Source organism: Chloroflexus sp., assembly GCF_034431535.1.
Taxonomy (GTDB): Bacteria; Chloroflexota; Chloroflexia; order Chloroflexales; family Chloroflexaceae; genus Chloroflexus.
On sequence record NZ_DAOUDC010000037.1, the window covers coordinates 1 to 20903 of the forward strand.

Annotated in this window: 20 protein-coding genes and 2 tRNA genes; 13 read left to right on the top strand and 9 right to left on the bottom strand. The window is 60.9% G+C overall.

The window, feature by feature from the left end:
• From U9R61_RS09470 to U9R61_RS09485, 4 genes are all read right to left on the bottom strand, one after another.
• A partial coding sequence (locus tag U9R61_RS09470; RefSeq protein ID WP_322488568.1) for a hypothetical protein occupies window positions 1-220 on the bottom strand: 220 nt, incomplete at its 3' end.
• A complete protein-coding gene (gene brxF / locus U9R61_RS09475; RefSeq protein WP_322488569.1) occupies window positions 217-687 on the bottom strand; it encodes a BREX-3 system P-loop-containing protein BrxF in 471 nt (156 codons plus the stop codon). The genes brxF and U9R61_RS09470, both read right to left, overlap by 4 nt.
• Before the next feature lie 512 nt (window positions 688-1199).
• A tRNA-Asn gene (locus U9R61_RS09480) sits at window positions 1200-1274 on the bottom strand.
• A 257-nt stretch (window positions 1275-1531) separates the two neighbouring features.
• Window positions 1532-1777 carry a type II toxin-antitoxin system Phd/YefM family antitoxin gene (locus tag U9R61_RS09485; protein WP_322488570.1) on the bottom strand — a complete coding sequence of 82 codons (246 nt, stop codon included), beginning with the start codon at window positions 1775-1777 and terminating at the stop codon, window positions 1532-1534.
• 221 nt (window positions 1778-1998) lie between these two features.
• On the opposite strand from U9R61_RS09485, the gene U9R61_RS09490 reads away from it, so the two are divergent.
• Together U9R61_RS09490 and U9R61_RS09495 are read left to right on the top strand one after the other, a co-directional pair.
• The gene (locus U9R61_RS09490) at window positions 1999-3114 is read left to right on the top strand and encodes a tRNA guanosine(34) transglycosylase Tgt (protein ID WP_322488571.1); all 1116 of its coding nucleotides are present in this window, start codon (window positions 1999-2001) and stop codon (window positions 3112-3114) included.
• A gap of 254 nt (window positions 3115-3368) precedes the next feature.
• Entirely contained in the window at window positions 3369-4196 is an 828-nt protein-coding gene (locus U9R61_RS09495) for a 16S rRNA methyltransferase (RefSeq protein ID WP_322488572.1), read from the top strand.
• Here U9R61_RS09495 and U9R61_RS09500 read toward each other — a convergent pair.
• Window positions 4169-4645, bottom strand: coding sequence for a low molecular weight protein-tyrosine-phosphatase (locus U9R61_RS09500; protein WP_322488573.1), 477 nt, complete (start codon window positions 4643-4645; stop codon window positions 4169-4171). The genes U9R61_RS09495 and U9R61_RS09500 overlap by 28 nt on opposite strands.
• A gap of 12 nt (window positions 4646-4657) precedes the next feature.
• A complete protein-coding gene (locus U9R61_RS09505; RefSeq protein WP_322488574.1) occupies window positions 4658-5563 on the bottom strand; it encodes a metalloenzyme in 906 nt (301 codons plus the stop codon).
• Here U9R61_RS09505 and U9R61_RS09510 point away from each other — a divergent pair.
• The 5 genes from U9R61_RS09510 to ilvD all read left to right on the top strand — a co-directional run bounded on the left by U9R61_RS09510 (window position 5553) and on the right by ilvD (window position 11581).
• On the top strand, window positions 5553-5852 hold the full coding sequence (locus U9R61_RS09510) for a hypothetical protein (protein ID WP_322488575.1): 300 nt from the start codon (window positions 5553-5555) through the stop codon (window positions 5850-5852). The genes U9R61_RS09505 and U9R61_RS09510 overlap by 11 nt on opposite strands.
• Before the next feature lie 34 nt (window positions 5853-5886).
• Window positions 5887-7059 (top strand): 30S ribosomal protein S1, encoded by a 1173-nt coding sequence (locus U9R61_RS09515; protein ID WP_322488576.1) that lies wholly within the window; start codon window positions 5887-5889, stop codon window positions 7057-7059.
• A gap of 170 nt (window positions 7060-7229) precedes the next feature.
• Window positions 7230-8216: an ornithine cyclodeaminase gene (locus U9R61_RS09520; RefSeq protein WP_322488577.1), complete on the top strand. Its 987-nt coding sequence runs from the start codon at window positions 7230-7232 to the stop codon at window positions 8214-8216.
• A 117-nt stretch (window positions 8217-8333) separates the two neighbouring features.
• Entirely contained in the window at window positions 8334-9671 is a 1338-nt protein-coding gene (locus tag U9R61_RS09525; protein WP_322488578.1) for a UDP-glucose/GDP-mannose dehydrogenase family protein, read from the top strand.
• Between the two features lie 224 nt (window positions 9672-9895).
• Window positions 9896-11581 carry a dihydroxy-acid dehydratase gene (ilvD, locus tag U9R61_RS09530; protein ID WP_322488579.1) on the top strand — a complete coding sequence of 562 codons (1686 nt, stop codon included), beginning with the start codon at window positions 9896-9898 and terminating at the stop codon, window positions 11579-11581.
• A gap of 36 nt (window positions 11582-11617) precedes the next feature.
• On the opposite strand, the gene U9R61_RS09535 is transcribed toward ilvD, so the two are convergent.
• Window positions 11618-12559 carry a DUF4938 domain-containing protein gene (locus tag U9R61_RS09535; RefSeq protein ID WP_322488580.1) on the bottom strand — a complete coding sequence of 314 codons (942 nt, stop codon included), beginning with the start codon at window positions 12557-12559 and terminating at the stop codon, window positions 11618-11620.
• A 318-nt stretch (window positions 12560-12877) separates the two neighbouring features.
• On the opposite strand from U9R61_RS09535, the gene U9R61_RS09540 reads away from it, so the two are divergent.
• The gene (locus tag U9R61_RS09540) at window positions 12878-13540 is read left to right on the top strand and encodes a class I SAM-dependent methyltransferase (protein WP_322488581.1); all 663 of its coding nucleotides are present in this window, start codon (window positions 12878-12880) and stop codon (window positions 13538-13540) included.
• 20 nt (window positions 13541-13560) lie between these two features.
• Here the strand turns inward: U9R61_RS09540 and U9R61_RS09545 are convergent, their stop codons facing one another.
• The gene (locus tag U9R61_RS09545) at window positions 13561-15540 is read right to left on the bottom strand and encodes an amylo-alpha-1,6-glucosidase (protein ID WP_416208840.1); all 1980 of its coding nucleotides are present in this window, start codon (window positions 15538-15540) and stop codon (window positions 13561-13563) included.
• 379 nt (window positions 15541-15919) lie between these two features.
• Here U9R61_RS09545 and U9R61_RS09550 point away from each other — a divergent pair, with 379 nt between their 5' ends.
• Window positions 15920-16813 (top strand): metallophosphoesterase family protein, encoded by an 894-nt coding sequence (locus U9R61_RS09550; protein WP_322488583.1) that lies wholly within the window; start codon window positions 15920-15922, stop codon window positions 16811-16813.
• Here U9R61_RS09550 and U9R61_RS09555 read toward each other — a convergent pair.
• A complete protein-coding gene (locus U9R61_RS09555; protein ID WP_322488584.1) occupies window positions 16767-17693 on the bottom strand; it encodes a 2-dehydropantoate 2-reductase in 927 nt (308 codons plus the stop codon). The genes U9R61_RS09550 and U9R61_RS09555 overlap by 47 nt on opposite strands.
• Before the next feature lie 64 nt (window positions 17694-17757).
• On the opposite strand from U9R61_RS09555, the gene U9R61_RS09560 reads away from it, so the two are divergent.
• The 4 genes from U9R61_RS09560 (at window position 17758) to U9R61_RS09575 (ending at window position 20894) form a co-directional block, all read left to right on the top strand.
• The gene (locus U9R61_RS09560) at window positions 17758-18480 is read left to right on the top strand and encodes an LppX_LprAFG lipoprotein (RefSeq protein ID WP_322488585.1); all 723 of its coding nucleotides are present in this window, start codon (window positions 17758-17760) and stop codon (window positions 18478-18480) included.
• Window positions 18477-20018, top strand: coding sequence for an MFS transporter (locus U9R61_RS09565; RefSeq protein WP_322488586.1), 1542 nt, complete (start codon window positions 18477-18479; stop codon window positions 20016-20018). The genes U9R61_RS09560 and U9R61_RS09565 overlap by 4 nt, the downstream gene beginning before the upstream one ends.
• A gap of 205 nt (window positions 20019-20223) precedes the next feature.
• Entirely contained in the window at window positions 20224-20733 is a 510-nt protein-coding gene (locus tag U9R61_RS09570; RefSeq protein ID WP_322488587.1) for a hypothetical protein, read from the top strand.
• 84 nt (window positions 20734-20817) lie between these two features.
• A tRNA-Pro gene (locus tag U9R61_RS09575) sits at window positions 20818-20894 on the top strand.
• Window positions 20895-20903 lie beyond the last annotated feature (9 nt).

The following is a 20903-nucleotide window of genomic DNA, read 5'->3' on the forward strand; positions in this document are numbered from 1 at the left end:
GCCATCGCGCAACCGACTGCATCCGCCGGACGGCATCGTCCACGGTCGTGAAGGGAACACCACCGAGTTTGGCGTGCAGTTCCTCAAGCCCCGCGCGTAAGCGGTCAAGGAAGTACGCACGACGTGCCTCGTCGTCGGCAAAGGTCATTCCGAGGCATTCCACCGGAGCGTGCGGCGTGGTCTGATCTTCCATATCGAACATCGGTGTATCGTAGTTCACGGTTTCGCCTCCACGATAACGAGGTCGCCGGTAGGATAACGGCGGTATTCGGGATGACCCGGAACGGCGTAGGTCAGCCCGTTCGGCCCGACGGTACCGTTCCAGGTCGCCACGACCGTCCGGTTTCGCGCCAATCTCTGGAGCAGACGCAACGGATCCACGTGCAGGTGGACATCAAAAAGAAGCTCGATATTATCGAGCAAAACCAGCTCGGCTGCCGTTTCCTGCACGATGTCGCCCAAGATTCGTGGGAGGTGTATCGCTCGTTGGCGTTCGGTCAGGTTCAGCAGCCGGCGCGACAGCTCAAGATTGACGTTGATCATCGGCGCCGAGGTCAATGCCGACACGGCCTGCAACGCGGATGTTTTCCCACTTCCCGCCGGACCCACAATCACGATCAAGCGGTAGTAGCGTTCGCGAACCTGATCGATTGCTCGCAGCACCTGATCTGCCACGGGTTCTACCATGCCTTATGTTCTCCGTCGTTGGTGCGTCAGGCTGATCTGCCAACCACGTAGCGATGCGCAGAAAAGCGCCGGTGGTGGTCAACCTGCCGGCAGGAGCAGACACGCCGATGTTCAGACCATCGCTCCGTTGTGAATTCCACCGCAACTACCACGCTGATTGTACAACGGAGTTTATTATACCGATCTCGTGATCAGTTCTGTGACCATATCATCATTTTTGACCAACAGTGACGGCAGATGTTTACTCAAAAGATACAATGTATCAGTGAAAAGGTCGCGAAAAGGTATCATGTGTCTACCGATAACCGGCAGACGCCCCCTTGACCGGGCGGACTCTATCTAAGTACGTGGCGCGGGTAAGCGCCGGACATGAGTCCAAGTAGCTACTCGATCACCGTCTTACTGCGGTAGCAATAGGAGGATGTCTCGTGGTGGAGCAAAACGTAAAAGCTCGGCTCTCCGCCGAGCATCTTGTTAATAAACAAACCGCCGGTACCGGCGGTTTGTTTGTGTGGCTCCCCAACCTGGATTCGAACCAGGAACCCGCTGATTAACAGTCAGCTGCTCTACCGTTGAGCTATTGGGGATTAACTTCGGCTGAGAGTATAGCACAGGTCGGCAAAACGTGCAAGTGGCTGGTCAAGCGAGCGGCGAAGCAGGCTTTATCGCTTTCTGAAGCGAAACATGCTGCCGATGAGCATGTTAGAGAAGTGTTGGCGTTTTCGCTGCAACTTGGCGGTGTTGGTCCGGCGGCAGCGATGCTCTGTGCAACGTTGCCGAAAAACGGAGCGCAGCCGTTGGTTGATTCGGCTGCGCTCACGTATGGTAATATGCCGGCAGTGGTTTACTCGGCGTTGTTGTTGTGGCCATTGCGCTCGGCTTCGTAGCGTTCGGCCAGTTCGCGCAGGGCGGTGAACAGTTCAACGTCGAGCAGGACGCCAGCCGGATAGCCCTTCTGGGTGACGATAATCGGCTGGTGAGTGGTCTGTGAGCGCTTGATCAGCGCGGCGAGTGATGATGCCGCCTTCGAGATTGGCACAACGCCTTGCCGCAAATCGACATTGAGTAGGTTTTTGGTGATGTCGGACATTGGTCGCTCCATTCTACAAGTAGTAACCTGCTTTTCGCCTTTGATTCTCTCTTTGTCGCCGGTTGCAACAGCCAATTCCAAGAAAAGTAGATGTTGCATCTACCTACAGCTGCACACGAGGCAGACAGAACCGGCACAAACAGAAATCAGATTCTAGTGTGCTTCCGGGATAGTATAACGCATTGTATACTAAATTTCAAATCTAGATTGTTGTTGGGAATATGCCAACATCGCTTACCCTTAACCATGGCCAATTAACCTTGCCAGTTTTTTTGCCGGATGCTACGTTTGGCACGGTGCGCGCCGTTGATAGGCGTGATTTAGTCGAAGCCGGAATTACCGCGCTGGTGATGAACGTGTTTCATCTGATGCAGCGTCCCGGAAGTTCGACGATCGATGCGCTGGGAGGGTTGCACCGGATGGCGGCGTGGAATGGGCCAATTGTGACTGATAGTGGTGGTTTTCAGGCCTATTCGCTGATCCGCAATCATCCCAAGCAAGGCCGGATTTCGGATCAAGGCTTGGTGTTTCAACCGGAAGGCGCGGAGCGGCGGTTTCAGTTGACGCCTGAAAAAAGCATTCAACTGCAACTGAGCTATGGCGCTGATATTGTGATCTGTCTCGATGATTGTACCCATGTTGATGATTCGCCTGCCGAGCAGCGCCGGTCGGTCGAGCGGACGATCCGCTGGGCGCGGCGGTGCCGCACTGAGTTTGATCGGCAGGTGGCGCAACAGAAGCGGAGCGGGCCGCCGCCGTTGCTGTTTGCGGTGGTGCAGGGCGGCGGCGATCTGGCATTGCGGGCCGAATGTGCGGCGGCGTTGCTGGAAATCGGCTTCGATGGGTTTGGGTTTGGCGGCTGGCCGCTCGATGCGCAGGGAAACCTGTTGCACGAGGTATTGGCGTTTACCCGTGCCCAGATTCCGGCCCACTATCCGATGCATGCGCTTGGTGTCGGTCATCCGGCGAGCGTGGTCACTTGTGCGCGGATGGGCTACGATATCTTCGATAGCGCACTCCCAACCCGTGATGCCCGCCAGGGCCGGTTGTTGGCGTTTACTGCCGATCCACATCACCCCAGCTTTCGGTTAACGGGCGAGTGGTTTACCTACGTCTATCTTGCCGACCGGAAACATATTAAGGCCGATCACTCAATTTCGCCGGGATGCACCTGCTTTACGTGCCGTCACTATAGCCTTGGTTATTTGCACCATCTGCACAAGATCGGCGAGACGTTGGCGTTGCGGTTGGCGACGATCCACAATTTGCACTTCATGGCGCAGGTGATGGAATTGATCCGGCGAGAGCGGAACGCAGCGCAAGCGGGTGAGGTGTGATGAACGCGACAGCACGTCGCAAGAGGAGCCAAGGTTAAGCGGAGCGAGCATACCCTGCTCCTTCTCTGCGCTCATTGATGAACCACAGCGGCACAGAGGGGGCAAGAGGAGTGACCTCACCTTACTACTCCCGCTGCGCTCGCTCATAAGCCCCGAGGCACAGCGGCACAGAGAGGACAAGAGGAGCGAGCATATTCTGCTCACCCTCTGCGCCCTTTGCGTTCTCTGCGGTAAATTCTTTGCGATAAAAGACCATGATTTCAGAGCGTGATTCCCAACTAGCCGAATTGATTGCCGCCGTGCAGGCCAGCGCGCGCTACCGCACGATCGATGCCACCGTGATCGAGCGGGTGGGGCGCGAGTCGTTGCAGCGCTATCCGTCGCTCAAAGCGGCGATTAAAGCCGCCAAAACGACATTGCACCAGATGATCGGTGCCTATGCCGATCGCGCACTGTCCTACTCGCAGTGGCTGGCTGAATTGCAGTCAGCGCCAGACAAGGCAACGCGCCAAGCGGCTTGTCTGCGGTTGATGGCTCACCATGCCTCGACCCGCGAGCGGCTGCCGGTGTTTAATCGCCTCTACCCGGCCTGTTTTGGCGACCAGCCGCCGCAGCGCGTGCTCGATCTTGGCTGCGGACTCAATCCGCTCGCCATCCCGTGGATGGAGTTGCCCCCGACCACGTGGTACGCCGCGTATGACATTGACACTGCCCTCAGCGGGTTTATCCGCGCGGCCCTGCCGCTGCTCGGCGTGCAAGGAGAAGCCAATACCTGTGATTTGGCGGCGGGGCCGCCGCCGGTCGCGGCTGATGTTGTTCTGGTCTTAAAAACTCTTCCCTTGCTCGAACAGCAACGGCGCGGCGCTGGCGCCGATCTCCTGCGCGCTATCCAAGCTCCCAGGCTAGTGGTTTCGTTCCCGACCCTCAGTTTAGGCGGGCGCAATGTAGGCATGGCGACGACCTACCGCGGTTATATGGACGCACTTGCCGCCGCCGAGGGGTGGTCGCCGCGCGTGATCGAGTTGCCCAACGAACTGGTGTTTGTGATCGATCGTCACACCCCCTCGCGTTCGCGGATGTAGGCCAACAGATTGCGGCACGCCGTCTCGATCAACTGGTACACTTCATCGAAGCGACCGTTGTAGTAGGGATCGGGCACCTCATCGACCCCCAATTCCGGCGCAAAACTCAGCAATAGCTTGGCCCGTTCGCGTGCTCTGGGGTGAAAGCGGCCCAGATCGGCCAGATTCTCGCGATCCATGACCAGAATGTAATCGAACTGGTCAATATCAGCCGAGCGCACCTGCCGCGCGCGCATACCGGCGGTCGAGATGTTATGGCGGGCCAGCACCCGCTGCGTCCCCGGATGCGGCGGCTCGCCGGCGTGCCAGCCGCCGGTGCCGGCTGAGTCGATCTCAAACCGATCGCTGATCCCGGCTTGCTCGACCAAATGGCGGAAGATGGCTTCAGCCATCGGTGAGCGGCAGATATTGCCCATACAGACGAACAGAACGCGGATCTTTCGTTGCATAGCTTCCTCGTGTCAGGTGTTGGCCAAAGCGGCCACAATCGCATCGGCTACCTCATCGATCCGGCGCACATGGCGAAAATAGCCGGCGTGCGGTCCGATCACCAACAGCGGCGTCGGTGCGGTAGTGTGAGTGGTGGTAGCCGCCTGTTCGATATTGCCATGATCTGACGTAATCAGCAAGCTGTCGCTTGGCCGGCGCGCGTGCAGCCAACCGGCCAGCAAGCCATCGATGCGGGTGAGCGCGATGGCAGCACCGTCGGGGCCGAGCCGGCCATGGCCGGCGAGATCGGGCAAGAAGCTCTCGAAAAAGACCAGATCGTCATCGCTCGCCAAGCGCGCCAGCCGCTCGCCGGCTGCGAGCGGACTAATCGGCGCAATGGTCGCTGCCGCCGGATCGCGCGCTGCCAAGCCCTCGCCGGTAATATCCCAGCTCAGTGCATTCCCGGCGCGCAAATCGTCGAGCGTGCGCAGGTAGAGACCGGCGCCTTCGGCGGCGATCACACTCGCCGAACGGCGCAGCCGGCGTTCGGCCAACGCCTGCCAGTAGCCGGCTGTGAAGACATTGGCAAACGCCACTCGTTGCCCTTGCATCTGCGCGCGCCGGAAGAGCGAGCGTTCGGCCAGCAGCGGGCGCAACGCCACCGGCGGAAAATGCGGCTGGTGCCTCCCGTGCAACGCCGGCGCATTGACGCCGGCCAGCAGAGCAACGTGGTTAGTGCCGCTTTGCGGCAGCCCTTCCACCCCTAGGCACGCATCGAGCGGCGCCAGCAGCAACTCGTCGCGATAGCCAATGTGCTCGCTCGTGAGCGGCCCGCCGAGCAACCCGTGCAGCGCCGGCATCGGCACGTGCGCCAGCGGATTAGTTGGTGCCGATGGCGCTAATCCCACCCCATCCAGAAACACAAATATGAATGCCATGCCCGAATCATTCATCAATATACGGCAAACAGCCTTTGCCCAGCTTGTGAAAATGTTGACAGGTTCACCATCATCGCCTATAATTGCCGCCATTGTAAAACAAGTCTCGACTTCCGCGACGGTCAACTCCACCGACTGGAACGGTACGACGGCCTTGGAGCACTTGCCAGCCTGCGGAGCCGGCGGCTCGCGCCAGCGTAGCGATCTGCATACAAAGCATTTTGCGCGACCTGACGTGTACCACCGCACGACCCGGATCGCGCTCTTTTTGCGCCGCCGCGGTAGTTGAGACAAACTAAATCTCTTTGAGGAGGCTTTGTAGCATGTCTGTCCAGCCCGACCCTGTGACCCGGCAGAACGAGGAAGATCTGGATTGGACCCAGTTGCTCGATGAGTATGATTATGCCCGCCCCCAGCGTGGTGAGTTGCGTGAAGGCTTGATCATGCACATCGAAGAGAGTGGTGTTCTGGTCTCGATTGGCACCAAGCGTGAAGGCGTGATTCCGGCTCAAGATTTGCGCCAAATGGGTGATGATTTCATCAACTCGCTGAAAGTTGGCGATACGGTTCAGGTGTATGTGCAAGAGCCGGAAAACCGCGACGGTGACTTGATCCTCTCGCTTACGATGGTGCAGGTGGCGAAGGACTGGGAAGTAGCTGAGCAGCTCTTCCACGATGGCGGCATCACCCGCTGCAAGGTGATTGGTTTCAACAAGGGCGGTTTGTTGGTGCAGTTCAACCGCATCCGCGGTTTTGTGCCGGCGTCGCAGGTGGCGCAGCTGCACGGGCGCACCGCTGCTGATGAGCGGCAGCAGGCGCTGCAAAAGATGGTCAATCAGGAGATTCCGCTCAAGGTGATCGAGGTTGACCGCGAGCGCAACCGGTTGGTGCTCTCTGAGCGGGCGGCAACCCAAGAGTGGCGCAAGGCGCAGAAGCATCGCTTGCTCACCGAGTTGCAGCCGGGTGATGTGCTGGTGGGGCGGGTCAACCAGCTCACCAACTTCGGCGCGTTTATCGATTTGGGCGGCGCCGATGGCTTGGCCCACATCTCTGAGTTGAGCTGGCAGCGGGTCAATCACCCGCGTGAGGTGCTCCAACCCGGCCAAGAGGTCAAGGTGGTCGTGGTCGAGATCGACCGCGAGCGCGAGCGCATCGGTCTGTCGATCCGCCAGTTGCAGAACAACCCGTGGGAGACGATCGACCAGCGCTATACACTCGGCCAACTGGTGACCGGCCCGGTGACGAATGTGACGCCGTTTGGCGCCTTTGTGCAGGTGGAAGAGGCGGTTGAGGGCTTGATCCACGCCAGCGAACTTGACGCCGATCCGCAGACGCAGCCGCGTGATGTGTTGCAACCCGGCCAGATTGTCACTGCTCGCGTGATTAGCCTTGATCGCCAGCGCCAGCGGATGGGTTTGTCGCTGCGCCGGATCAACGACAATGAGGCGGCTCCCGCTCCGGCTGAGACCGAGAGTGACCAGCCGGCGCAGGCGTAAGTGCTGCGCGCCGGGTGAGGTGGCTGTTTGAGACGCCAAAGTAACGTCGTAAGGCAAGGTAGCGCCAAATAAAGATGGTGTGTTCCAAACCGGCATGGATTCCCATCCGTGCCGGTTTTGTCGTATGATAAGAGGTGGTTACGGTTCGCACAACCAACGAGGAGGTGGGCATGCGATTTCTCTCGGCGGCTGATGTCGCGCAAGCCGTGCCGATGGCAGCAGCGATTGATGCGGTGGAGCAGGCTTTTGCCATGCTCGCGCGCGGCGAAGCTGACATTCCGCTGCGTACCGCAATTGCAACCCCCGCGTATGCCGCGACAACCTTCTTTATGCCCGGTCGGCTAGGCGGTAATTCGCCAGCGCTCGGCCTCAAGACCGTCTCAGTCTTTCCGCAGAATATGTATCGCGCCGAACCAACGATCTACGCGCTGGTGACGCTCTTCGATTCGACTAGCGGGCGACCGCTGGCGGTGCTCGATGGCACGTATCTGACCGCGTTGCGCACCGGCGCGGCGTCGGGGGTGGCGACCCGCTGGCTGGCCCGTCCCGATGCGCGCACGCTGGTGGTGTTCGGCGCCGGCGCACAGGCGTTGCCGCAATTGCAAGCCGTGCTGGCTGTGCGGCCCGCGATCAATAATGTCTGGATTGTCAACCGTACCCGTGATCGGGCGACCCTCCTTGCTGCGCGTCTGCGCGGTGAGGGCTTTCGCGGCGATATCCGGATTGCGACCGATCCAACCATGCCTCTCGCCGAAGCTGATGTGATCTGTACCGCTACCAGCAGCGCCACGCCGCTCTTTACCGCCGAGCTGGTGCGGCCTGGCGCCCACCTCAACGCCATCGGCGCCTATCGCCCCGATATGGCCGAGATCCCGCCGGCGCTGGTTGCGCGCAGCCGGCTCTTCGTCGATCAGCGCCACGCCGCTTGGGCCGAGGCCGGTGATCTGATCCAAGCGCGCGCCGCCGGCCTTATTGATGAACAGCATATCATTGGCGAGTTGGGTGAATTGGTGAACGGCACAGTTGCCGGGCGCACCGCCGCCGATGAGATCACCCTCTTCAAGTCGGTTGGCAATGCAGTGCAAGATCTCGCGGTGGCGGCGTTAGCGTTGCAACGCGCCAATGAATTAGGCTTGGGGACTGAGGTCACCCTCTGAGCTTTTGTTATCAATTGGTGCGGCATTATTCATCGAAATGTCACACCTATTGCGTACAACGGTAATAAAACGCAGTGGATCGGGTTGCTATCCACGCTGACGTAAGGAGACACGATCGTGAAGAACATTTGTGTAGTAGGCACCGGGTATGTCGGGCTAACGACCGGCGTCTGTTTTGCCGATCTTGGCCACTCGGTCACGTGCATCGAAATTGATCTGCACAAGCTCGAACTGCTGCGCAGTGGCAAATCACCGATCTTCGAGCCCGGCCTCGAAGAGGTGCAGGAGCGAAATATGCGCGCCGGCCGGTTGCGCTTTACCGATGACTATGCGGTCGGCATTCCTGAAGCTGAATTCATTTTCATTACGGTGGGGACGCCGATGGGTGAAGATGGGGCTGCCGATCTGACCTACGTCAAGGCCGCGGCGCGCAGCATCGGTAAGTATCTGCGCTCAGGCTCGATCATCATTGACAAGAGCACGGTGCCGGTTGGCACCGGCGATATGGTCGAAAACATCATCGCCGAACATGCCGGCCCTGATGTCAGGTTTGATGTGGTCTCGAACCCTGAATTCTTGCGCGAAGGCAGTGCGCTGAGCGACTTTTTCAAGCCCGACCGGATCGTGCTGGGGGCCAAGAATCGCGAAGCGGCGCAGCGGGTGGCGGCGCTGCACGAGACGCTCGGCGCGCAGATTATTATCACCGATCTGCGCACGGCGGAGATGATTAAGTACGCCTCGAATGCGTTCCTCGCTACCCGCATCTCGTTCATCAACGAAATTGCCCAGATCTGCGAGCGGCTTGGCGCTGATGTGCGCGAAGTGGCGCGCGGAATGGGCGCTGACAAGCGGATTGGCCCCCACTTCCTCGAAGCCGGTGTTGGCTACGGCGGCTCCTGCTTCCCGAAGGACGTGCTGGCGCTCTACCACATGGCTGCTTCGGCTGGCTGCCACCCGCAATTGCTGCAAGCGGTGATGGATATTAACAGCGATGCGCGCAAGCGGTTCGTCAAGAAGGTCGAGACGGCGTTGGGCGATCTGACTGGCCGGCTGATTGGCGTGTTGGGGTTGTCGTTTAAGCCCAATACCGACGATATGCGCGAAGCGCCGAGCGTCGATATCATCAATGCGTTGCTCAAGAAAGGGGCGCGGGTGAAGGCGTACGATCCGGTTGCGATGCCGCGAGCCGAAGAGTTGTTGCCAACCGTGACCTTTACCGCGACCGCTTACGACGTAGCGAAGGATGCCGATGCTTTGTTGCTCGTCACTGAGTGGAACGAGTTTAAGCAGTTGGATTGGGAGCGGATTAAGCGCTATATGCGCCAGCCGGTGGTGATTGACGGGCGCAACCTTTACGATCCGCGCGAGATGCGCAGCCTTGGCTTTATCTACTGGGGTGTCGGGCGCGGCGAGGCGCCGGTGCCGTTGCTGGAAGAGGTAGAGAAAGCCGAGTAGGGGCACAGCGCTGCTTTGCCCCCTGTACCCCCATCATTGTCGTATCGGGTTAGGGGTAACGGGTGCGCCGCGGGTCGGGGCGATGCGGGGGTCGGGCGAGGCTGGGGCGTCAGAGTGTCCGGGTCGACGTAGTAGGGGCACAGCGCTGCGGTGCCCCCTATGCTTGCCAAAAATTGCGCTACAATAGGCCCGTATTCCGGTTCTAATCTGTGAGGAGGCTCGTGATGAGCGATAATCGACGTAGTCGCATGATTACCGAAGGTCCGCAGCGTTCACCCAATCGGGCGATGCTGCGGGCAGTAGGATTTGGTGATGATGACTTTACAAAGCCAATAGTAGGTATTGCAAACGGCCACAGCACCCTGACACCATGCAATGCCGGCTTAGGGGCGTTGGCTGCCCGGGCAGAAGCTGCTATTCGTGCTGCGGGAGGTATGCCTCAGGTCTTCGGCACGATTACGGTTAGCGATGGTATCTCGATGGGTACCGAGGGGATGAAGTATTCGTTGGTCAGCCGCGAGGTAATTGCCGATTCGATTGAGACGGTCGTCAATGCACAGCGGATGGATGGAATCCTTGCGGTAGGTGGTTGCGACAAGAATATGCCCGGCGCCCTTATCGCGATGGCTCGGCTCGATATTCCGGCCATCTTTGTCTATGGTGGCACCATCAAACCCGGCCATTACAAAAGCCGTGACTTGACCATCGTCAGCGCGTTTGAGGCGGTCGGTGAATACAGCGCCGGCCGGATCGACGAGCACGAATTGCTTGAGATCGAGCGTCACGCTTGCCCCGGCGCCGGTTCGTGCGGCGGTATGTACACCGCCAACACGATGTCGTCGGCGATTGAAGCGATGGGTCTGAGCCTGCCCGGCTCTTCGACGATGGCCGCCGAAGACGAAGAGAAGGCGATCAGCGCGGCGCGCTCAGGCGAGGTGCTGGTGGAAGCAATCCGGGCCAATCGTACCGCTCGCCAAATGATCACCCGCAAATCGCTTGAGAATGCGATTGCCGTGATTATGGCGCTAGGTGGTTCAACCAACGCGGTGTTGCATCTGCTGGCGATTGCCCATGCTGCCGATGTGCCGCTGACCATCGACGATTTCGAGACCATTCGTCAGCGGGTGCCGGTGCTCTGCGATCTGAAGCCGTCGGGTCGCTACGTGGCCACCGATCTGCACCGGGTGGGCGGGGTGCCGCAAGTGATGAAGATGCTGCTCAACGCTGGCCTCATCCACGGCGATTGCATGACCATTACCGGCCAGACGATCGCCGAAGTGCTGGCCGATGTGCCCGACGAGCCGCCGGTTGGTCAGGATGTGATCCGCCCCTTCTCGCAGCCGATCTACGAGCAGGGCCATCTGGCGATTTTGCGCGGCAATTTGGCCGAAGAGGGTTGCGTCGCTAAGATTACCGGCATCAAGCAGCGCCGCATTACCGGCCCGGCGCGCGTCTTCGATGCCGAAGAGGAGTGCCTTGAGGCGATCTTGAGCGGGAAGATTAAGGCTGGCGATGTGGTCGTGATTCGCTACGAAGGGCCGAAGGGCGGCCCCGGTATGCGCGAGATGCTGGCGCCGACCTCGGCGATCATTGGTGCTGGGTTGGGCGATAGCGTTGGCTTGATCACCGATGGTCGCTTCTCTGGCGGCACCTATGGCTTGGTCGTTGGTCACGTCGCGCCGGAAGCGGCGGTGGGCGGCACGATCGCGCTGGTAGAGGAGGGCGATAGCATCACGATCGATGCCGATGCCCGTCTCTTGCAGCTCAACGTTTCAGACGAAGCGCTGGCCCGGCGGCGAGCAGCATGGCAACCGCGTCCGCTGCGCTATACCCGCGGCGTGCTGACCAAATATGCCAAGCTCGTCTCCTCGGCTAGCCTCGGCGCAGTAACCGACCGGTTTAGCGAGTAGGCCAACCCCGGTAGGAGCCGCCTCGCCGGGCGGCTCCTACCCCTCACCGGTCGCGTATCCGCCCCACCCAATCACCCCATTGGGTGCATGGCTCAACAAGGCGTGCAACGCCGGATCGGTGAGGTTGATCAATGCCGGCGCGGTACTGCACAGCATCGGCAACCCCAACGCCTTCAGCCATTCATCATCGTCGAGGGCGGCAGGCGGGCGCGGGCCGGCGTGGTCGGTAATCACCGCGAGATCGCAGCGGTCGAAGGGCAAGCCTTCGCGTAACAGACTATCGGTGGCAAACCCTATCACCAACGCCGGGCAAGCAGGGTCGGCTAGTGCCGCGAGCACGGTAGCTCGATCAGCGTGATCAATCGCGCGGGCTTGGTAACGGGCAGCTTGCTCAGCGACAGCGAGGCTGCGGTAGCGTTCGCCGGTGATGGCTACAATCGGGATGCGGCCTAGTTGCGACCACGGCGGTTGCAGGCCGGGCGCAGCTCGCAGATCGTTCACCGTCACCGTCCAGCTCCGTTCGCCATACCCTAGCAGCAAGCGTCCATCGGGCAATACCGTGGCCGGAAGATCGCGCCGGCGGGCATTGGCGATCAGTTGCAGCGCAGCGACCGGCAATGTCTGCGCTTGGCGGCGGTCGCGCAACGATAGCAGCGGCTCGTCGGGATCCCACGTCTCGTCGCCGGTGAGCTCAGCGTTTATGCCGTCGATTACATACTGGCATAATTCGGCGCCGATTGCCGGCTCGTTGGTGGTGAAGAAGGCGCTCAGCAGCACATCGTCTGATCGCGGCTGCGCCGTGACGTATAGATGGGCGATGACTAGCCCGATCGCCAGTGCGCCGCCTTTGATGGCGCTGCGGAGCCGTTCGCTGTAGTCGGCGTTAGCGCTGGCCCGCAAGACCACGCCGGGTTGCGGGCGGTAGATGTTGGGGCCGTACAGTGCGGCGAGTTGTATAATAGTGATTGGTCGCTGCATACGTGTGTATCCCGCTAAGGCGCAATGCCGCCGAGTAATGGCAAGTCGCAATGCGATCGTTCTTCATCAACCATCCAATCCTTTTGCGCCTCTGCGCTCCTGCGCGTCTTGGCGTTAAACCTTTCGCGTCTTAGTGTGAAGGAGGTGCAGTGCGGCGAGTTGTACAATGGTGATTGGTCGCTGCACACGTGTGTAGCCCGCAAGGCGCAACGCCGCCGAACGATAGCAGGTTGGAATGAGATCGTTCTTCATCAACCATCCAATCCTTTTGCGCCTCTGCGCTCCCATCCCTCTGCGTCTTTGCTTGCTCTGCGCCTTATGATACCACTGTTGCACCAACCCTACTTGGCGCGCATTCGCCATGCCCTGCTCGCCGCCACTCCTGCTGGCGCACGAGTTGCGCTCGACGTTGGCTGCGGCGATGGTTTCAAAACCGAGTGGCTGCGCGAGCGATGCGCAACTCGTGCGCTGCTGGTTGGCATCGATCGCGATGCCGCCGCGTTGCCGGCAGCGCCGGCCTTGGCCGCCATCGCCGGCGCTGCCGAGGCGTTGCCGTTGCGCGATAGTTGCGTCGATCTGATCTGGTGTGTGGCCGCGCTGCAACTCTTTGCTGACCGGCAGCGGGCCTTGCGCGAGTTGTGGCGGGTGTTGCGGCCCGGCGGGACGTTGCTGATCGCGACGGCGGGTGAGTACTGGGTGCGCCTGCGCCTCCATCCGCCCGCCTTACTGGCTGCGCTGCCACCGGCCTTGCCGCTCGTTCCGGCTGATGGTTTGGCTGATGAGTGGACGCGCTTGCTGGCCGGCGCCGGTTTTGCCGCGCCGCAAACGCAAGCCTATTTGCTCGACGGCGCTGAACCGGCGCAGGCGGCGTTGATCGATAGCGCCGATCTGGCGGCGTATGCCGGTCTGCCGTTTGTAGCCAGCTCTATCGCCGACCCCGACCCTCGCCCGGTATTGTTTGTGGTCAGCGGGCGGAAGTGAGCTGGCTCGGCGCGCCGCTCCTACCTCGTTTCATACAACACGCGCAAGACTTCGGCCACGCTCCACGCTTGGGCGAAGCAGCCGCGCGGCTGGTGGGGCGGATCGCCGTCGAAGATTTCGCTGATCGTGCCGATGCAGCCATCGCTGAGGTGATCGAGCAACGGCGCTAGCAACCGGCGGGTAGCGGCCCGATCGTCGGTGAGTCGGTAGACGGCGCTGGCGTAGGGGCCGAGCAGCCATGCCCAGACCGTGCCTTGGTGGTAGGCGGCGTCACGTTGCAAGAGCGGCCCGGCATAGCGCGGCGCGTAATCGGGATGAGCCGGATCGAGGCTGCGCAAGCCAACGCTGGTTAGCAAAGTTTGGGCGCAAGCGCGCACAACTGCCTGTTGGCGGCCTCGGTCGAGCGGGCTGTGCGGCAGGCTCGCGGCAATGATCTGATTGGGCCGGAGCGTCGCATCAATACCGTTGGGCGTATCGATTACATCGTACAAGTATTGGCCGTTCGCGTACCAGAACCGGTTGAAACCGGCGCGCGCCGCCGCCGCCATCGCCTGATACCGCTCGGAAGACCGGCCTAGCCCTTGGGCAAAGCCGGCCATGCTCTGCAACGCGTTATACCAGAGCGCATTAATCTCAACCGGCTTGCCAGCGCGTGGCGTAACCACCCACCCCTGCACACGCACGTCCATCCATGTCAGTTGGGTAGCTGGTGTGCCGGCTCGCAACAGACCGTCGCCGCGATCCAACCCGATCCCATCGCGGGTACCGCGCACATGCCAGTCGATGATCTCTGCAAGCAGCGGAAACAGTTCGGTGAGCAGATCGTCGTCGGCAAAAGCAGCATAGTGGGCGCGCACCGCTTCAAACAGCCAGAGAGTCGCATCCGCGGTGTTGTATTCAGGCGCTACGCCTTCATCGGGGAAGCGGTTGGGCGCCATGCCGCGATCAACAAACTGGGCGAAGGTGCGCAAGACTTCTGCCGCGACCTCTGGCCGGCGGGTGGGAATGGTCAGGCCGGGCAGGCTGATCATCGTATCGCGGCCCCAGTCGGTAAACCACGGATAACCGGCAATGACGGTACGTCCGCGCATCCCGCCGGGTAGGGGCCGCTCGACGATGAACTGATCGGCGGCCAGCGCAAGCTGGAAAACGAATGGATCATCCGTCCAGTCAATCCGCTGCAACAAAGCGGCTTCGTAATCGGCGCGCAGCTTCCACGCCACTTCGCTGTCAAGGGTGGCCGAGGGTTCGGTGGTGGCAACAATCAACAACGACTCTCCCGGCGCAAGGGTGGTGGTAAGCCGGCCAACCCGGCGCAGGTTATCAACCGCCGCTTGCCCGCGTTCAGCTTCGGTAGCCAAAAAGAGATCGGTCAGCCAGCCGCCGAGCGGGGTAAAGGTTCCCCGATCGCTGAGCAGGCGCAGATGGCGTCCGCCGGCCAGCGGCCATATCCGCAACCCATGAGCAATGGGTTCGGCCTGCAAGGGAATATCGCCTACCTGCGTCACCGCGTGATGATCACGCGCCGTCGCCAAAGCGTCGAGCCGGAGGGCGAGCGGAGCCGAGGCGCGCCGGACGGTATAGCGAATGTAGGTGGTGTTGGCCCCCGGCACCATCCAGATCCGCCGTTCGAGCAGCGCATCGGCCAGCGCGTATTCCCACACCGGCGTAGTTCCTTCCAGCCGCCAGCGTTCGAGCCATGGGCAAGCGCGGGCCGGTTCGCCAGTGCGCCGGTGGGTCGTAAGATCGAAGGTCTGGCCGAGATAGCTCACATGCGCATCGAGCGATGCTAAGGTCAGCACCCGGCCAAGCGGTGGTTCGAGCGCGGCAATCAGCAAACCGTGATAACTGCGTGTGAGCGTGCCGGCAATTGTACCGGCGGCATAACCGCCGATCCCATTCGTTACTAGCCATTCGCGATGCGCAGCAAAGGTGGGTTCGTTACCCAAAGCGCGTCCGAAGGTAAACACAACGGCAGCTCCTTCCTGAGACGGTTTCATATCCATGGTACACTACTTGCAGGGTGTAGTTACTAGTCGCCCCCAGCCTCCCCCCTTGGGAAGCGTCCAACTCCCCTCCCCCGGAGGGGTTGAGGGGCCGGGGGTGGGGCTGAGTAGCCGCTCGCCGGGTTCAAGGGCTGACAGAGGCTATAAGTACAGATGTGGCTGGAGGCGTTGCGATACACTGTTTCACCCTCACCCCCTTCCCCTCTCTCGCTGCGAGGTGGGAGAGGGGGTTGGGGGATGAGGGCGATCCGCCCGCGCAGCGGGCTTCGTAACCCTAGCCCGGCCCTGAAGAGCTGGGTTCCCTCCCCCAACAGGGGTGGGGCAAGGGGCGGGGGCTAGCAAGCACCATGGATACGGAGGATGTTCCACACCAATGAAGATAGCTGTTCTCGCCGACATTCATGCGAATCTCGCCGCTTTTCGCGCGGTGATTGCCGATATTGAGCAGTGGCAGCCTGATACGGTCATCATTGCCGGCGACATGATCAATCGCGGCCCGCAACCGTACCCTTGCCTTGAGCTAGCCTTGCAGATGCAGATGGAACGAGGCTGGGATGTGTTGCGCGGCAATCATGAGGGTTACATCCTCAGTTATGACGACGATCTGAACACCGGCCATCCGCCGCAGGGCGGACAGCGCGTATTGCACGGGCCGATTATCTGGACTCATCAGGAAGTGGTTGATCTGCTGCCGCAGATCAAGGCGCTCCCCACGAGTTTGGCGTTAGCGACGCCGGGCGGGACGGTGATGGTCTATCATGGTTCGATCCATCACGACCGTGATGGTCTGTTACCCTCTCATGCTCAGCTCGAATTGCAAGCCAAAATCGATCCGGAAGCTGCGGTGTTTTGCACTGCTCATACCCACATGCCGTTCACCCGCTGGGTTGGGCAGACGCTGGTGGTGAACGTGGGGTCGGTTGGGTTGCCATTCGATGGCGACTGGCGGGCCGCGTATGCTCGCCTGACTCTTGACCAGCACGGTTGGCAGGCGCAGATTGTGCGAGTGCCGTATGATCGTGCCGCCACGCTGCACGCTGCGCGCACGGTCATGCTTCCTGCGTGCGGGCCGATTGCCCAGATTATGGTGCGCGAGCTGGAAATGGCGCGCTCATTTCTGTTCGATTTTGTGCCGGTGTATTACGATCCGGTGATCGCCGGCAAGATAAGTGCGGACGAGGCCGTCCACCGGTTTTTGGCTGATCTTGACCGGATGCCGGCTACGGCTCCTGCACGCGTAATGGTGTCGTCGCTTCTAATGCCTTAACTAGATCGCACAGCAGCTCGTTAAACGGGGTCGGCACGCCAAGCCGGCGCCCTTCACGCACAATCGCGCCGTTGATGGTGTCGATTTCGGTGGGTGCGCCGCGCAAGATGTCTTGCAGCATTGACGAGCGGTTCGCGGCGGTCGCTTGCGCCACTGCCAGCGTCTCAGGCACAGGATCGGCTAACGCCAGTGTAATTCCAGCGGCGCGCGCGACGGCTACCGCTTCCTCCACCGCCTGCCGGACAAGGGCGGATGCTGCCGGCACGCTCGCTAAGGCGCCGTTGGGAACGCGCAGGATCGCGGTGAGCGCATTGATGCCCACGTTCACAATCAATTTGCCCCAGACCAAACTATTGAGATCGGTCGAAACTCCAGCCGGCAAGCCTGCGGTACGAAACGTGTTGGCAAGTGCGTAAGCGATGCTAAGCGACGGCGCCGCGCCAAACGTGGTCGGCCCGCGACCGGCGAGGCGCACCCGTCCGGGGCCGAGCAGGGTTGCACCGAGCGTGGTGACTGCTTGCCCGACGCGCAATGTTCCCAGCCGCCGGCTCAGCACTTCAGCGTTCCCTAGTCCATTTTGCAGCGTGTACGCTACTCCGCCGGGTTTCAAGAGCTGCGCGGCTGTCTCGGCGGCCCATACGGTTTGGGCAGCCTTGACGGTAACGAGCGCGACATCAACCGGCTCAACACTCGCCGGCTCAGTCGTCGCTGGGATCGAATAGGTGGTTTCGTCGTCATCGAAGGCGCAGCGCAACCCGGTCGCGTTGATGGTGCCAACGTGTTCCGCCCACGGATCCACGAGCATGATCGAAATGACAGGAGCAAGGTGGAAACCAATCACACTGCCGAGCGCACCAGCGCCAATAATTGCAATCTTCATGGTGGGCGACCTCTGTTATACTACTGTCACGACCATGGTAGCACAGCAGATGAGAAGGTGCGCTATGAAGCAGAGCTGGAGATGGCTCATCGCAAGTCTGGTCTTGTGGTTGGTTGGTTGTGGGGGAGTGGCAACGCCGCCGACACCGACGCCGACTCCCGATCCGCGCGCGTTGGCATCGGCTATCGGTCAGGCAACCCAAAATAGCCAGAGTGCCCATTTTCGGATTACCCTGACCGGCAAGCCGGTAGCGCTCGATGCAGGCGGGGTGACGACGCTGAATAGCATCGAAGGCGATTTGCGTCGTCCTGATGCTGTGCTCTCGGTGCTCAACATCACGCTAGGCAACGCGATTGGCGAGATCCGGACGGTCTCGCTGGCCGGCAAGCAGTATACGACGAATCCGATTACCCGCCAGTGGATGTGTCTGCAACCCGGCTCGACCTTTGATCCGGCAGTCTTGTTTGCCCCTGATATTGGGATCGAGGCGTTGCTGGCGAACCAGTTTGCCGATGTGACGCTGGTGGGGATCGAAGATTTGAATGGTCGTCCGCATTACCATCTGCGTGGTACGCTGCCGGCTGAACAGTTGCGCGCAATCAGCCTCAATCTGTTGGGTGCGGGGCCGGTTGCTACTGATCTCTGGGCCGATCAGGCGACCATGCGCGCTAGCCGGGTGGTGCTGGTGGATACGGCTACCGATGCGACCAGTCCCAGCACGTGGACGCTTGAGTTTAGCGAGTACGACAAGACGGTTGATGTCCGCGAACCAGTGCAATGCCCATGACGAATCCTGCGCTGACCAAAGCCGGAGTGCGCACGTTCGATCCCCGGATTACACTGGGATTGGTCTGCTTGTCTATCTTTATCGGTGCGGTTGATTTGACCGTGATTAGCGCGGTGTTGCCGAAGGTCATGATCGACCTGCGCCTGTCGCTCGACACCGAACTCAACCGCGCGTCGTGGGCAGTAAGCGGCTATCTGCTGGCTTATACGGTGAGCATCACCTTTATGGGCCGCTTGTCGGATCTGCTTGGACGGCGCATGGTCTACCTGCTCTGCTTGGTCGTCTTTTTGATCGGGTCGGCGTGGGTGGCCGCCGCGCCCAATCTGGCGATGCTGATCATTGGCCGAGTGGTGCAGGCGCTCGGTGCAGGGGCGATGGTGCCGGTCTCGATGGCGCTGGTCGGCGATCTCTTTCCGCCCGGCCAGCGCGCGGCGGCGCTCGGTTTGATCGGCGCGGTTGATACCGCCGGCTGGATGGTCGGCCATCTCTACGGCGGCGTACTGATGCGGATTTTCGACGATTGGCGGCTGCTCTTCTGGTTGAATCTGCCGATCGGGTTGGTGGCGTTGGGGTTGACGTGGTACGCATTGCGCCAGATTCCTACCCCGCCGCGGGCCGGCCATTTCGATTGGTTGGGCACGGTGTTGCTCAGTGGCAGTCTGGTGGCGTTGAATGTCGGCTTGGCTGCTGGCAGTGAATTGGGCGCAACCGATTTCTACGGTGAACGGCTAGGGTCGCCGCCCTACGCCGGGCCGCTGGTGATTGTGGCGCTGGTGTTGCTAGCCCTCTTCGTCTGGGCCGAGCGACGCAGCGCCGATCCGTTGATCGGGCTTGAACTCTTTACCCGGCGCGATACCGCCATGGCTTGCGTGATCAATGTCATGGTCGGCTTTGGGCTGGCGATTGCGATCACGAATGTGCCACTCTATATCAATACCTATCTGCTGCTCTACAACCCAACCGATAGCGATATTTTGCGGGTGGCGGCGTGGGATGCCGGCTGGATGCTGTCAGCCTTGACCTTGACCATGGCGGTGGCAGCGCTGCCGGGTGGGTTGTTGACCGGACGCTACGGCGGGCGTTTGCCGGCGTTGCTCGGTTTGGCCCTTGCGTTGGTTGGCTATACGCTGATGGCATTTTGGGGGCCTGAAGCGACCTACCTGCGCATGGGCCTTGAGCTGGCGTTGACTGGGATTGGCCTTGGTTTGGTGATTGCGCCGGTAGCTGATACGGTGGTGGCGGCAGCCGGTGAAGACCGGCGCGGCGCTGCGTCGGCGTTGGTGATCGCGTTGCGGCTAGTGGGGATGACGGTCGGCGTGGCGATCTTGACCCTCTGGGGCGTACATCGCCAAGATGAATTGCGCCGGGCCGGTGCCGATAACCCGCTGGCAATGACCGACCCGGCCCGGTTTCTAATGGACATTGCGGCGCAGGTGATCGGCGAGACGTTTTTGTTCGGCGCAGCGGCGTGTGTGGTCGGGCTGCTGGCAGCATGGTTGATGCGCCAAGCCTCTGCCGGTGCGGACAGTAAGCAGTAGACCCTTTCGTGTTATGGAATGCGGCAGTAAAACTGCCGCATTCCATGATAGGCCTTCTGGGTAAGTGATGTAGACCGCGGGCTTCGCGCTACCCGATCATCACCGGGTATGAGTTGGGAAGCCGGGTTGCAGAGGTAAACGATCACATTGCCGTGTTACATATTGCGCAATAGCTTGTTCGAAATGAGCAGAACGGACATGTCCAATGCACGATGAAGAGATTCAGCGCCTTATCGCGCAACGGTTGCCGGCTGACGTGCGGGCTGGCCCGGCTGAGATTCGCCGGTACAGCGACGAATTGATCATTATTCTGTCCATTGTGCGTCCGCTCGAAGAGATTCCGCTGTTGCGCGAGCAGACCCGGCGTGACCGGATGCGGATCGCGCGCGAGATCGAACGCCACAGCGGGGTGCCGGTAGCGTGGGGCATGCGCGCCGCCGACCACGAGGTGCTCTTTACCACCCGCACGGTGCCGGTGATGACCCGGTTGGGCCGCGCTGAACGTGAATTGCTCGATCTGTTGGTCGCGGTTGGCATTGCCGATACCCGTAGCAGCGCGTTGGCCTACATTGCCCGCGCCTTTGCCTACGAACACCGCGAATGGCTGGCCGAAGCCCGCCTCGCCGTCGGTGAAATGGCCCGCGTGCGCGCCCGTCTCCAACTCACGCCGCGCCCCGGCCCGCCCCCCGTACCGCCGGTTGCTGAGGGTGATTAACGTGATGAGGCGCTTTTGTGTCTTTCGTGGCTATGAGCAACCCGCTTGACAAAATCCCTACCTTGCTGCTAACCTTAAAGGCGTCGGGGCGTGGCTCAGCCTGGTAGAGCACCGCGTTTGGGACGCGGGGGTCGTGGGTTCAAATCCCTCCGCCCCGACCACATTCGCCA

Bases quoted from the DNA above. Each gene is read 5' to 3' on its own strand.
- U9R61_RS09555 (WP_322488584.1), bottom strand. From the start codon at position 17,693: ATGAAGATTGCAATTATTGGCGCTGGTGCGCTCGGCAGTGTGATTGGT.
- U9R61_RS09545 (WP_416208840.1), bottom strand. From the start codon at position 15,540: ATGAAACCGTCTCAGGAAGGAGCTGCCGTTGTGTTTACCTTCGGACGC.
- U9R61_RS09485 (WP_322488570.1), bottom strand. From the start codon at position 1,777: ATGTCCGACATCACCAAAAACCTACTCAATGTCGATTTGCGGCAAGGC.
- U9R61_RS09550 (WP_322488583.1), top strand. From the start codon at position 15,920: ATGAAGATAGCTGTTCTCGCCGACATTCATGCGAATCTCGCCGCTTTT.
- U9R61_RS09540 (WP_322488581.1), top strand. From the start codon at position 12,878: ATGATACCACTGTTGCACCAACCCTACTTGGCGCGCATTCGCCATGCC.
- brxF (WP_322488569.1), bottom strand. From the start codon at position 687: ATGGTAGAACCCGTGGCAGATCAGGTGCTGCGAGCAATCGATCAGGTT.
- U9R61_RS09500 (WP_322488573.1), bottom strand. From the start codon at position 4,645: ATGCAACGAAAGATCCGCGTTCTGTTCGTCTGTATGGGCAATATCTGC.
- U9R61_RS09490 (WP_322488571.1), top strand. From the start codon at position 1,999: ATGCCAACATCGCTTACCCTTAACCATGGCCAATTAACCTTGCCAGTT.
- U9R61_RS09495 (WP_322488572.1), top strand. From the start codon at position 3,369: ATGATTTCAGAGCGTGATTCCCAACTAGCCGAATTGATTGCCGCCGTG.
- U9R61_RS09570 (WP_322488587.1), top strand. From the start codon at position 20,224: ATGCACGATGAAGAGATTCAGCGCCTTATCGCGCAACGGTTGCCGGCT.
- U9R61_RS09505 (WP_322488574.1), bottom strand. From the start codon at position 5,563: ATGGCATTCATATTTGTGTTTCTGGATGGGGTGGGATTAGCGCCATCG.
- U9R61_RS09510 (WP_322488575.1), top strand. From the start codon at position 5,553: ATGAATGCCATGCCCGAATCATTCATCAATATACGGCAAACAGCCTTT.
- U9R61_RS09520 (WP_322488577.1), top strand. From the start codon at position 7,230: ATGCGATTTCTCTCGGCGGCTGATGTCGCGCAAGCCGTGCCGATGGCA.
- ilvD (WP_322488579.1), top strand. From the start codon at position 9,896: ATGAGCGATAATCGACGTAGTCGCATGATTACCGAAGGTCCGCAGCGT.
- U9R61_RS09560 (WP_322488585.1), top strand. From the start codon at position 17,758: ATGAAGCAGAGCTGGAGATGGCTCATCGCAAGTCTGGTCTTGTGGTTG.
- U9R61_RS09535 (WP_322488580.1), bottom strand. From the start codon at position 12,559: ATGCAGCGACCAATCACTATTATACAACTCGCCGCACTGTACGGCCCC.
- U9R61_RS09565 (WP_322488586.1), top strand. From the start codon at position 18,477: ATGACGAATCCTGCGCTGACCAAAGCCGGAGTGCGCACGTTCGATCCC.
- U9R61_RS09515 (WP_322488576.1), top strand. From the start codon at position 5,887: ATGTCTGTCCAGCCCGACCCTGTGACCCGGCAGAACGAGGAAGATCTG.